A 12,305-nucleotide genomic window follows, 5' to 3' on the forward strand; every position below is an offset into this window, starting at 1 on the left:
GGTTCATGACCCAGCCCCACGCAACCAAAGTCCTGGTCATCGGTTACGTCTGGCCCGAGCCCCGTTCTTCAGCGGCCGGTGGGCATATGATGCAAATTCTCGAGACTTTCTTGCAGCAAGGCTGGGACATAACTTTCAGTAGTCCGGCCAGCTCCGGTGAGCATCGGGCAGACCTGACGGTGTTGGGCATTCGCGAAGTTCCGATCGAATTGAACAACAGCAGTTTCGACACGTTCATCAGTGAACTGGCCCCGGATATCGTTTTGTTCGATCGGTTCATGATGGAAGAACAGTTCGGCTGGCGAGTTGAGAAGCACTGCCCGGATGCCTTGCGCGTGCTTGAGACTTCCGACCTGCAAAGCCTGCGAGATGCCCGCCATCAACGCCTCAAGGAGCGTTTGAAGGCGAGCGACGACACCAATGACTTCAATGAGCTATTCGCGCCAGCGTTACGTGAAGAGTTTGAGCTCATGGCCGAGACCGATCTGGCCAAACGGGAAATCGCAGCGATTTATCGTTGCGACCTGAATCTGATGATTTCTGAAGTAGAGATCGAGTTGCTGGTCGAGCAATTCAAGCTGCCGCGCCACTTGCTGCACTGGTGCCCGCTGATGGTCGATCTACCGAGCGTGCCACCGGTTTCTTTTGAAGACCGCGCGCACTTTCTCAGCATCGGCAACTTCCGACATGCGCCGAACTGGGATGCGGTGCTCTGGATGAAAACCACTATCTGGCCGCTGATCCGCGAACAACTGCCAAAGGCTCAATTGCACATTTACGGTGCCTACACACCGCCCAAAGCGACGGCATTGCACAACCCCGGCCAGGGTTTTCATGTGATGAATTGGGCGCAAGATGCATTGCAGGTCATGTCTGGCGCGCGGATTTGTCTGGCCCCCCTACGCTTCGGTGCCGGAATCAAAGGCAAAATTGTCGACGCCATGTTGTGTGGCACGCCCACCGTCACAACGCCAATCGGCGCAGAAGCGATGCATGGCGAACATCTCTGGCCGGGGGCTGTGACCCGAACGGCACAGGCGTTCGCCGAGTGCGCGGTTCAGCTGTACAAGGACGAGGCTCTGTGGACGGATGCCCAATCCCAAGGGAAGACATTGCTGGCCGATCGTTATCGACAATCGGAGCATGGTCCGGCACTGATCGAAAAACTGTTGCATTGCCAACAACATCTGGCACAACTTAGAAACGACAACTTTATGGGAAGTATGTTGCGTCATCACCATCACAAAAGTACGCAATACATGGCGCAATGGATTGAGGCAAAGAATCGGAATCCGCGATAGAACTTACGCCAACAACAAACATTTTGCATTATCACTATTATTGACCGAACCTGACACTCAACTTTATAAGTACCCAGCCAAACTTACTTAAGTTCGGCGCCATCAACCCTTCTTATAAATTAATGCAAGGATGCATTAAATGAGCAACTACGCCAATAACAACTGGATGTCCGCCACGCCAGCCATTAACACTTTATCCCTCAGCGAACTGACGCTGCCTGGCACTCATAACGCCGGCTGCGACTGGAAAGCGCCCTGGCCTTTTTTCGGCCCTCCCCCCCACTGGGTGGCCTGTCAGCATGAATCGTTCTATAGCCAACTGTGTCATGGGTCTCGAGTACTTGACGCCCGCCTGATCTATGACGCCGCTGCCCCGGGGTTAGGAAAATTCATATTTACACATGACAGTCATCGCTCTAATCGCACGCTGGGAAACCTGATAACCGACCTAAATAGATTCCTTATGGAAAATCCAGATGAGTTTGTCATTGTGGACTTTCACCAACTCAAGAATGGCGAGCATCCATTTGACTTCAAATACTTCAACGACATGATGTTGAGGTTTATCGACCACCGGATGATTCCTGTCCAAAACCAGGGCCTGAGCCTTGAGAGACTCAAGCAAATCAGCCCACTGCAAAGGATACTGGTCGCCGCTCCATGGCACAGCGCTCTTGATCGGACTGTATTTCACGAGCAGATCAGGCACAAATGGTCTGGCAGCGGTATCACTAACGCCGCTGATTTGAAGCAGCACATTATTAATGTACTGGAATACCCGCCAGGCACAGGGGCACCGTGGTCACTTTCCGCCACCAGTTACAGCGCGCTCGGTGGCCCCGTGGATATTCATGACGAGCTTGATTCCTGGTTCGATCCGAATACCAGCGACTGGGCGTCAAAATGCAACATCATCAACGTCGATTTCATTGAAGAGTCCAACATCGTCTCTTATTGCCGAACGGTAAACCTGATGAAAGCGCGCGATCGGGTCCCCCGTTAGCGAAAGTCGTGGCAGGCTGGCACAGCAGGCGCCAAAAGAGGCATGATCGAACAGCGATAACAAGAAAAGCATCCTGACATGACCCGAACAGCCCGCGTGACAGACCCCTCCTACGAATTGATGGACGACCACAACGGGTTGTCCATCATCTACCGTCAGCACGGATTCCCTTGCCCGCTGGTGCGTTGGCATTTTCACAAGGAATACGAACTGCATCTGATCGTTGCCAGCTCCGGCAAAGTGTTCATCGGTGACTACATCGGTAATTTCTATCCGCAATCGCTGTTCCTCACCGGCCCCAACCTGCCCCACAACTGGATCAGCCAGGTGGCCGAAGACGAAGTGGTGCCCAAGCGCGACATGCTGGTCAATTTCACGGACGAGTTGTTCGACAGCGGCCACTTGGTGTTTGCCGAACTCAAGGCACTGGCGCCACTGTTGGAGCGCGCCCAGTACGGCATCGAGTTTCGCTGCAAGCACACCATCCGCCAGGCCATGACCTTGATGCAGCGCATCGCCGATACCCAAGGCGTGACGCGTCTCGGGCACTTTTTCATTCTGCTGGAGTTGTTGGCCGCCTCTGACGACTATCAGCTGCTGTCCGGGGCCACGACGCCGCAATTGGCCGACGAGCACAATATCGATCGCACCAACCGGGCGGTGGATTACATCTTCGCGCATTACGCTCGGGAACTGCCGCTGGAAGAAGTCGCCGAGCACTTGGGCATGAAGCCGACCTATTTCAGTCGAGTGTTCAAGCAAGCCACCGGCCGCTGCTTCATCGAATTCGTCAATCGCCTGCGCATCAGCAAATCCTGCGAGCTGCTGGCCGATGGCAACAAACCGGTCACCGACGTGTGTTTCGAGTCGGGCTTCAACAATATTTCCAACTTCAATCGGCGCTTCCAGCAGCTCAAGGGCATGACGCCATCGCATTACCGACGGTTGGCGGTGCAGCGGTTGACCGAACAAAACCTTGGTTAACCACAAATCCCTGTGGGAGCGGGCTTGCTCGCGAAAGCGGTGGATCATTCAACAGTGATATTGACTGACACGACGCCTTCGCGAGCAAGCCCGCTCCAACAGGTCAAGACCTGTTTTAGCACTGAAAACCTGTACGTATTCAATAGGCTTTAACCGCTGAAAACCCGTCCCCTGCACCTCTCCCCTCAAAGTCCAGTGCAAAATAGTATCGATTGAAGTGCGATGGATGATTTGTCACGTCATCAATTGAAGGCTGTAATCAGTGCACATTCTTCCTGCCGTCGGAAGACACAAAAACAATAACTGTCCTTCTGTACCCGCTGGGTGCAGAAAAGGAGTGCACGATGCAACCTTCTGTAAAAGCTCTGCTTGCCCTCACCTGCATGACCCTCAGCAGCGTCAGCCTCGGCGCCCAGACCCTGACCATCGCCACCGTCAATAACAGCGACATGATCCGTATGCAAAAACTCTCGAAAACCTTCGAAGCCGAGCATCCGGACATCAAGCTCAATTGGGTGGTGCTGGAAGAAAATGTCCTGCGCCAACGCCTGACCACCGACATCGCCACTCAGGGCGGACAGTTCGATGTACTGACCATTGGCATGTACGAAGCCGCACTCTGGGGTGCCAAAGGCTGGCTGGAGCCGATGAAGGATTTGCCGGCGTCTTATGCCCTCGACGACGTGTTCCCATCGGTGCGTGAAGGCCTGTCGGTCAAGGGTTCGCTGTATGCCCTGCCGTTCTATGCCGAAAGCTCCATCACCTATTACCGCACCGATCTGTTCAAGGAAGCCGGGCTGACCATGCCCGAGCACCCGACCTGGACCCAGATCAGCGAATTTGCCAGCAAACTCACCCAAAAGGATAAAGAACAGTACGGCATCTGCCTGCGCGGCAAGGCCGGTTGGGGCGAGAACATGGCACTGATCACCACCGTCGCCAATGCCTATGGCGCGCGCTGGTTCGATGAGCAGTGGAAGCCGGAATTCACCGGCCCCGAGTGGAAGAACGCGCTGAACTTTTACGTCGACACCATGAAAAAATCCGGCCCGCCGGGTGCGTCGAGCAACGGTTTCAACGAAAACCTCGCGCTGTTCAACAGCGGCAAATGCGCGATCTGGGTAGATGCCAGCGTCGCTGGCTCCTTCGTCACCGACAAGACCCAAAGCAAGGTCAGTGACCACGTCGGCTTCACCTACGCACCGCACGAGACCACCGACAAGGGCTCGGCCTGGTTGTATTCCTGGGCACTGGCGATTCCGACCAGTTCCAAGGCCAAGGACGCGGCGAAAACCTTCAGCGCCTGGGCCACTTCCAAGGAATACGGAGCGTTGGTTGCCGAGAAAGACGGCATTGCCAACGTGCCGCCAGGTACCCGCGCATCGACGTACAGCGATGCCTACATGAAGGCTGCGCCGTTCGCCAAGGTGACCCTTGAATCGCTGAAAGCCGCGGATCCGAGCAAGCCGACCCTCAAGCCCGTGCCGTACATCGGCATCCAGTTGGTGACCATTCCTGAATTCCAGGCCGTGGGCACCCAGGTCGGCAAATTGTTCTCGGCAGCACTGATCGGCCAGACCACGGTCGACCAGGCCCTGACCGCTGCCCAGTCAACCACCGAACGTGAAATGAAGCGCGCCGGTTACCCCAAGTAACCCCCTTTGCGGGTAACCCCCGCTCCCACTGGTGAAACACAATCACTGTGGGAGCGGGCTTGCTCGCGAAGACGGCGCTTCATCCAGCATCAATATTGCCTGACACACCGCTTTCGCGAGCAAGCCCGCTCCCACATTAGATCTTCATAGGTCTGCATGAATCGGTTCTATCACCATGAATATTTCAACTGCCAAAGCTCACATGGACATTCCCCAACCGGTGCGTAAAAGCCGGTTGGCCAACCCCGGCTGGTTCCTGGTCAGCCCCTCGGTGGCGTTGTTGCTGCTGTGGATGATCGTGCCGCTGGGCATGACCGTTTACTTCTCGCTGATCCGCTACAACCTGCTCTACCCCGGCGAAAACGAGTTCGTGGGACTTGAGAACTTCAGCTACTTCCTCAGCGACTCGGGGTTCCTGCCCGGCGCCACCAACACCTTGCTGCTGGTCGGCAGCGTGCTGCTGATCAGCGTGGTGTTCGGCGTGTTGATCAGTGCGCTGCTGGAGGCCAGTGAGTTTCTCGGTCGCGGCATCGTGCGAGTGATGCTGATCTCGCCATTTTTCATCATGCCCACCGTCGGTGCGCTGATCTGGAAGAACCTGATTTTCCATCCGGTGTCGGGGATTCTCGCCTACGTCTGGAAACTGTTCGGCGCGCAGCCGGTGGACTGGCTGGCGCACTACCCGCTGCTGTCGATCATCATCATTGTGTCCTGGCAATGGCTGCCCTTTGCGATCCTGATCCTGATGACCGCCATGCAGTCCCTCGACCAGGAGCAGAAGGAAGCCGCGCGCCTCGACGGTGCCGGGCCGATCGCGATTTTCTGGCACCTGACCCTGCCACACCTGGCCCGCCCGATTGCCGTGGTGGTGATGATTGAAACCATCTTCCTGCTCTCGGTGTTCGCCGAAATCTTCACCACCACCAACGGCGGCCCCGGCTACGCCTCGACCAACCTCGCGTACCTGATCTACAACCAGGCGCTGGTGCAGTTCGACGTCGGCATGGCGTCCGCCGGCGGTTTGATCGCAGTGGTGATCGCCAACATCGCCGCCATCGTGCTGGTGCGCATGATCGGCAAAAACCTGACAGACAAAGCCTGAGGCCTGCGCCATGACCCTTCAACAATCCCGCCGTCTGCAAAGCCTGCTGCTCGGCACCCTGGCCTGGGCCATCGCGATCCTGATCTTCTTCCCGATCTTCTGGATGGTGATGACCAGTTTCAAAACCGAAATCGATGCGTTCGCCACGCCGCCGCAGTTCCTCTTCACGCCCACGCTGGAGAACTACCTGCACATCAACGAGCGCAGCGACTACTTCAGCTTCGCCTGGAACTCGGTGGTGATTTCCTTCAGCGCTACGGCTCTGTGCCTGCTGATCGCAGTGCCGGCGGCCTACTCCATGGCGTTCTACGAAACCAAGCGCACCAAAGGCACGCTGCTGTGGATGCTCTCCACCAAGATGCTGCCGCCAGTGGGCGTGCTGATGCCGATCTACCTGCTGGCCAAGAGTTTCGGCCTGCTCGATACGCGCATCGCGCTGATCGTGATCTACACCCTGATCAACCTGCCGATCGTGGTCTGGATGATTTACACCTACTTCAAAGACATCCCCAAGGACATCCTCGAAGCCGCGCGCCTCGACGGTGCCACGCTGTGGCAGGAAATGGTCCGGGTGCTGTTGCCGATCGCCAAGGGCGGTCTGGCGTCCACGGTGCTGCTGTCGCTGATCCTGTGCTGGAACGAGGCGTTCTGGTCGCTGAACCTGACCTCGTCGAAAGCCGCGCCGCTGACTGCGTTGATCGCCTCGTACTCCAGTCCCGAAGGGTTGTTCTGGGCCAAGTTGTCGGCGGTGTCGACCCTGGCCTGCGCGCCGATCCTGATCTTCGGCTGGATCAGCCAGAAACAATTGGTCCGCGGCCTGTCGTTCGGCGCCGTGAAATGAAGATCGCCGACTCAACGCGACCACTGAGGGAGCGAGCCTGCTCGCGATGGCGGAGTGTCATTCAACAGTGATGCTGACTGACACGGCCTCATCGCGAGCAGGCTCACTCCCACAAAAAAAGCCCGCACGGCTCAACTGAATAACAACAAGTGGAGGCCCATCATCATGGCCAACCTGAAAATCAAGAATCTGCAAAAAGGCTTCGAAGGCTTTTCCATCATCAAGGGCATTGATCTCGAAGTCCGTGATAAAGAATTCGTGGTGTTCGTCGGCCCGTCGGGCTGCGGCAAATCCACCCTGCTGCGCCTGATCGCCGGTCTGGAAGAAGTCAGCGGCGGCACCATCGAACTCGATGGCCGCGACATCACCGAAGTCAGCCCGGCCAAGCGCGACCTGGCAATGGTGTTCCAGACCTACGCCCTGTACCCACACATGAGCGTGCGAAAAAACATGTCGTTTGCCCTCGACCTGGCTGGCGTACCGAAAGCCGAAGTCGAGAAGAAAGTCGGCGAAGCGGCGCGCATCCTCGAACTGGGGCCAATGCTCGAACGTAAACCGAAACAGTTGTCCGGCGGTCAGCGTCAGCGCGTGGCCATCGGCCGGGCCATCGTGCGCAATCCGAAAATCTTCCTGTTCGACGAGCCACTGTCCAACCTAGACGCCGCCCTGCGGGTGCAGATGCGCCTGGAACTGCTGCGCCTGCACAAAGAACTCAAAGCCACGATGATCTACGTGACCCACGACCAGGTCGAGGCCATGACCATGGCCGACAAAGTCGTAGTACTCAATGGCGGCAAAGTCGAACAAGTCGGCTCGCCCCTGGACCTGTATCACCAGCCGGCCAACCTGTTTGTCGCCGGGTTCCTGGGCACACCGAAAATGGGCTTCCTCAAGGGCAAAGTCACCCGCGTCGAAAGCCAGAGCTGCGAAGTGCTGCTGGATGCCGGCACCCGCATCACGTTGCCGCTGAGCGGCGCCAACCTGAGCGTCGGCGGCGCGGTCACCCTGGGCATTCGCCCGGAGCATCTGAATCTCGCGCAATCCGGCGACTGCACTTTGCAGGTCACCGCCGACGTCAGCGAACGCCTGGGCAGCGACACCTTCTGCCACGTGGTGACCTCGTCCGGCGAAGCGCTGACCATGCGCGTTCGCGGCGACCTGGCCAGCCGTTATGGCGAGTCGCTGAGCCTGCACCTGGACGCCGAGCACTGCCATTTATTCGATGCCGACGGCGTGGCGCTGACCCGCCCGTTGCGTGCTGCGGCCTGATTTTAGAGAGCATCTGATGAAACTGAATAAACAGAACCTCAACCGCCTCGCGCCCGAGGTGGTCCTGCCCGCTTACGCCCTGAGCGACACCCGCCAAGGCATTGCGCACATCGGCGTCGGCGGTTTCCACCGGGCGCATCAGGCGTATTACACCGATGCGTTGATGAATACCGGCGAAGGTCTGGACTGGGCGATTTGCGGCGTCGGCCTGCGCGCCGAAGACCGCCGCGCCCGGGACGATCTCAAAGAGCAGGACTACCTGTTCACCCTGTTCGAGCTGGGCGATACCGACGACACCGAAGTCCGGGTCATCGGCGCGATTCGCGACATGCTGTTGGCCGAAGACGGCGCGGCAGCGCTGATCGCCAAACTCGCCAGCCCCGAGATCCGTATCGTTTCGCTGACCATTACCGAAGGCGGCTACTGCATCGACGACAGCACCGGCGAGTTCATGGCCCAGCTGCCGCAAATCCAACACGACCTGGCGCACCCGAACGCACCGAAAACCGTGTTCGGTTTTCTCTGCGCCGCACTGGCCAAACGCCGTGCAGCCGGCATACCGGCGTTCACCTTGATGTCCTGCGATAACCTGCCGCACAACGGCGCGGTCACTCGCAAAGCGTTATTGGCGTTCGCCGCCCTGCGTGATGCCGATCTGCGGGACTGGATCGCCAGCAACGTGAGTTTCCCCAACGCGATGGTCGACCGCATCACGCCGATGACCAGCACCGAACACAAGCTGCAACTGCACGACAAACACGCCATCGACGACGCCTGGCCGGTGGTCTGCGAACCCTTTGTGCAGTGGGTGCTGGAAGACAAATTCGTCAACGGTCGGCCGGCCTGGGAAAAGGTCGGCGTGCAGTTCACCGACGACGTCACGCCTTATGAAGAGATGAAGATCAAACTGCTCAACGGCAGTCACCTGGCACTGACTTATCTGGGGTTTTTGAAGGGTTACCGCTTCGTTCACGAAACCATGAACGACCCGCTGTTCGTGCGCTACATGCGTGCCTACATGGACCTGGACGTGACCCCGCAACTGTCACCCGTGCCGGGGATTGACCTGACCGAGTACAAAAACACCCTGGAGGCGCGCTTCTCCAACCAGGCGATTGCCGATCAGCTGGAGCGCGTGTGTTCGGACGGTTCGTCGAAGTTTCCGAAGTTCACGGTGCCGACGATCAATCGATTGATTGCCGATGGACGAGAGACGACGCGTGCGGCATTGGTGGTGGCCGCTTGGGCGTTGTATTTGAAGGGCGTGGACGAGAATGGCGAGACCTACAACATTCCTGATCCGCGGGCGGCGTTCTGTCAGGCGTTGGTGGCGGATGATGCGTTGATCACGCAGCGGTTGCTGGCGGTTGAGGAGATTTTTGGTACGGCGATCCCGCATTCGCCCGAGTTTGTGGCGGCGTTTGAGTGGTGCTGTAACAGCTTGCGGGATGTCGGTGTGTCGCGGACGTTGGAGCGGGTGTTGGCGTAAGTACGACGGTGAACCTGCTGCCGTCTTCGCGAGCAAGCCCGCTCCCACATTAGATAGCTGGCGTACGCAACATTTGTGGCCACCTCAGGTCAAGTGTGGGAGCGGGCTTGCTCGCGAATGGCTTCACCGAGATCGACCTGACACACCAAGGATCTTCCATGGCAAACCAACAACTATTCCTCGGCATCGACTGCGGCACCCAAGGCACCAAAGCCATCATCCTCGACGCCGTCACCGGTCAGGTGCTGGGCCAGGGTGCCGCCGCGCACAGCCTGATCAGCGGAGCCAACGGCCGCCGCGAACAAGACACCACCCAATGGCTGGAAGCCTTCGCACTTGCCACCCGCCGTGCATTGCTCGCGGCAGAGGTCGATGGCCAGGACATCCTCGGCATCGGCATTTCCGGCCAGCAACACGGGCTGGTGCTGCTCGATGATCAGGGCCAGGTGCTACGTCCGGCCAAGCTCTGGTGTGACACCGAATCCACCCCGGAAAACGACCGCCTGCTGGCCCATCTGGGTGGCGAAAAAGGCTCGCTGGAACGCCTCGGCGTTGTGATCGCGCCGGGCTACACCGTCTCCAAACTGCTCTGGACCAAAGAACAACACCCGCAGATTTTCGCTCGCATCACGCGCATCCTGCTGCCCCACGACTACCTCAACTATTGGCTCACCGGCCGCAGTTGCAGTGAGTACGGCGACGCCTCGGGCACCGGGTATTTCAACGTGCGCAGCCGCCAATGGGACTTGCAGCTGCTGCGTGATATCGATGCCACCGGGCGACTGCAAGCCGCGCTGCCGGAGCTGATCGACGCTCATCAATCCGTCGGCACGATCCTGCCGAGCATCGCCGAACACCTGGGCATCAACCCGCAGGCGCTGGTCTCCAGCGGCGGTGGCGACAACATGATGGGCGCCATCGGCACCGGCAATATCAAGCCCGGCGCAATCACCATGAGCCTCGGTTCGTCGGGGACGGTGTACGCCTATGCCGACCAGCCGAAAGTCAGTCCGGACGCTTGCGTCGCAACGTTCTGCTCCTCCAGCGGTGGTTGGCTGCCGCTGATCTGCACCATGAACTTGACCAACGCGACCGGAGTGATTCGCGAGCTGTTCGAGCTGGATATCGAACAGTTCAACGACCTCGTCGCGCAAGCCCCCATCGGCGCCGAAGGCGTGTGCATGCTGCCGTTCCTCAACGGCGAGCGCGTCCCCGCCCTGCCCCATGCCACCGGCAGCCTGCTGGGCTTGACCATGACCAACCTGACCCAGGCCAACCTGTGCCGCGCCGTGGTGGAAGGCACGACCTTCGGTTTGCGTTATGGGCTGGACCTGCTGCGTCAGAATGGCTTACAAAGCCGCAGCATTCGCCTGATCGGCGGCGGCTCAAAAAGCGCGGTGTGGCGGCAGGTCGTCGCTGACATCATGAACACCCCAGTCATCTGCACCGAACAAAGCGAAGCCGCGGCCCTTGGCGCCGCGATTCAGGCGGCGTGGTGCACGTCCTGGGAAAACGGGCATGAAGACAGCCTGGAGGATCTATGCGAGCGCTGCGTGAAGCTCGATCCAGCCAGTGAAACCTTGCCGATCGCAGACAATGTGGCGGCCTGTCAGCAAGCCTACGAACGCTATCAACAGCATGTCGCAACCCTTTAAAGAGTGAATAACTATGTATCTGGTGTGTGGCGAAGCGCTGTTCGATTTCTTCAGTGAAGACGACGCCAGCGGCCTGGCTTCAAAAGTGAATTTCAAGGCGATTGCCGGCGGCTCGCCGTTCAACGTGGCGGTGGGTTTACGCCGTTTGGGGGTGGATGCTGCGTTGTTTGCCGGCCTTTCCACCGACTATCTTGGTCGGCGCTTGCAGCAGGTGCTGCAGGATGAAGGCGTGCGCGCGGATTACCTGGTGGATTTCGCTGCGCCTACAACCCTGGCGATGGTGGCCGTCGGTGCCAATGGTTCACCTCATTACAGCTTCCGGGGTGAAGGCTGCGCGGATCGTCAGTTGAAAACCGAGCATCTGCCGGAACTGGGCCCTGAGGTACGCGGCCTGCACATCGGTTCGTTTTCGCTGGTGGTGCAACCGATTGCCGACACGCTGTTGGCATTGGTGCAACGGGAAAGCGGTAAACGCTTGATCAGCCTTGATCCCAACGTACGGCTCAACCCTGAGCCGAATATCGACCTGTGGCGTTCGCGTATTGCCACCTTGGTTGAGCTGGCCGACCTGATCAAAGTCAGCGATGAGGATTTGAGCCTGTTGTACCCCGAGCAGGATCCGCAACGGGTGATTGAAGGCTGGCTGCAGCACCGCTGTCAGTTGGTGTTTCTGACCCGTGGTGGCGAGGGGGCGACGGTGTTCAGCCGTCAGCATGGCTCCTGGTCGGTACCGGCGAGTTCAGTGAAAATCGCCGACACCGTGGGCGCTGGCGATACGTTCCAGGCGGCGTTGATTACCTGGCTGACGGAGCAGCAGCTGGATTCGGTTGAGGGTGTGCAGCAGCTGAGTCGTGAGCAGATTGATGCCATGCTCAAATTCGCGGTGCAGGCGGCAGCGCTGACGTGCAGCAAGACCGGGCCGGATCTGCCTTATCGCCATCAGTTGGATCTTCGCTGAGGCTGATGGCCCCTTCGCGAGCAAGCCCGCTCCCACATTGGATCTCGG

At 58.7% G+C, this 12,305-nt stretch carries 10 protein-coding genes; all 10 read left to right on the forward strand.

All coding sequences use genetic code 11. From position 1 onward, the window contains the following. Positions 1–5 precede the first annotated feature (5 nt). Positions 6–1,301, forward strand: coding sequence for a glycosyltransferase (locus KW848_RS01990; RefSeq protein WP_218535114.1), 1,296 nt, complete (start codon positions 6–8; stop codon positions 1,299–1,301). A 139-nt stretch (positions 1,302–1,440) separates the two neighbouring features. Next, positions 1,441–2,304 carry a phospholipase gene (locus tag KW848_RS01995; RefSeq protein WP_218535117.1) on the forward strand — a complete coding sequence of 288 codons (864 nt, stop codon included), beginning with the start codon at positions 1,441–1,443 and terminating at the stop codon, positions 2,302–2,304. A gap of 78 nt (positions 2,305–2,382) precedes the next feature. Beyond that, positions 2,383–3,288, forward strand: a complete 906-nt coding sequence (locus KW848_RS02000) for an AraC family transcriptional regulator (RefSeq protein ID WP_192408425.1) — start codon at positions 2,383–2,385, stop codon at positions 3,286–3,288. 344 nt (positions 3,289–3,632) lie between these two features. Next, positions 3,633–4,943: a sugar ABC transporter substrate-binding protein gene (locus tag KW848_RS02005; RefSeq protein WP_218535118.1), complete on the forward strand. Its 1,311-nt coding sequence runs from the start codon at positions 3,633–3,635 to the stop codon at positions 4,941–4,943. A gap of 175 nt (positions 4,944–5,118) precedes the next feature. Continuing rightward, positions 5,119–6,045: a carbohydrate ABC transporter permease gene (locus KW848_RS02010; protein WP_046055095.1), complete on the forward strand. Its 927-nt coding sequence runs from the start codon at positions 5,119–5,121 to the stop codon at positions 6,043–6,045. A gap of 10 nt (positions 6,046–6,055) precedes the next feature. Continuing rightward, positions 6,056–6,886, forward strand: coding sequence for a carbohydrate ABC transporter permease (locus tag KW848_RS02015; protein ID WP_111450004.1), 831 nt, complete (start codon positions 6,056–6,058; stop codon positions 6,884–6,886). Between the two features lie 165 nt (positions 6,887–7,051). Continuing rightward, on the forward strand, positions 7,052–8,155 hold the full coding sequence (locus KW848_RS02020; RefSeq protein ID WP_111450005.1) for an ABC transporter ATP-binding protein: 1,104 nt from the start codon (positions 7,052–7,054) through the stop codon (positions 8,153–8,155). A gap of 16 nt (positions 8,156–8,171) precedes the next feature. After that, entirely contained in the window at positions 8,172–9,644 is a 1,473-nt protein-coding gene (locus KW848_RS02025) for a mannitol dehydrogenase family protein (protein WP_218535120.1), read from the forward strand. Positions 9,645–9,802: 158 nt separating this feature from the next. Next, on the forward strand, positions 9,803–11,299 hold the full coding sequence (xylB, locus tag KW848_RS02030; RefSeq protein WP_218535122.1) for a xylulokinase: 1,497 nt from the start codon (positions 9,803–9,805) through the stop codon (positions 11,297–11,299). A 13-nt stretch (positions 11,300–11,312) separates the two neighbouring features. Beyond that, complete coding sequence (locus KW848_RS02035; RefSeq protein WP_218535124.1) at positions 11,313–12,257, forward strand: carbohydrate kinase; 945 nt, start codon at positions 11,313–11,315, stop codon at positions 12,255–12,257. Positions 12,258–12,305: the final 48 nt, after the last annotated feature.

The sequence above is a fragment of the Pseudomonas sp. PDM25 genome, assembly GCF_019219045.1.
In the GTDB taxonomy this organism is placed as follows: domain Bacteria; phylum Pseudomonadota; class Gammaproteobacteria; order Pseudomonadales; family Pseudomonadaceae; genus Aquipseudomonas.

Coding starts and splice junctions, on each gene's coding strand:
- KW848_RS01990 (WP_218535114.1), top strand. CDS start 6: ATGACCCAGCCCCACGCAACCAAAGTCCTGGTCATCGGTTACGTCTGG.
- KW848_RS01995 (WP_218535117.1), top strand. CDS start 1,441: ATGAGCAACTACGCCAATAACAACTGGATGTCCGCCACGCCAGCCATT.
- KW848_RS02000 (WP_192408425.1), top strand. CDS start 2,383: ATGACCCGAACAGCCCGCGTGACAGACCCCTCCTACGAATTGATGGAC.
- KW848_RS02005 (WP_218535118.1), top strand. CDS start 3,633: ATGCAACCTTCTGTAAAAGCTCTGCTTGCCCTCACCTGCATGACCCTC.
- KW848_RS02010 (WP_046055095.1), top strand. CDS start 5,119: ATGAATATTTCAACTGCCAAAGCTCACATGGACATTCCCCAACCGGTG.
- KW848_RS02015 (WP_111450004.1), top strand. CDS start 6,056: ATGACCCTTCAACAATCCCGCCGTCTGCAAAGCCTGCTGCTCGGCACC.
- KW848_RS02020 (WP_111450005.1), top strand. CDS start 7,052: ATGGCCAACCTGAAAATCAAGAATCTGCAAAAAGGCTTCGAAGGCTTT.
- KW848_RS02025 (WP_218535120.1), top strand. CDS start 8,172: ATGAAACTGAATAAACAGAACCTCAACCGCCTCGCGCCCGAGGTGGTC.
- xylB (WP_218535122.1), top strand. CDS start 9,803: ATGGCAAACCAACAACTATTCCTCGGCATCGACTGCGGCACCCAAGGC.
- KW848_RS02035 (WP_218535124.1), top strand. CDS start 11,313: ATGTATCTGGTGTGTGGCGAAGCGCTGTTCGATTTCTTCAGTGAAGAC.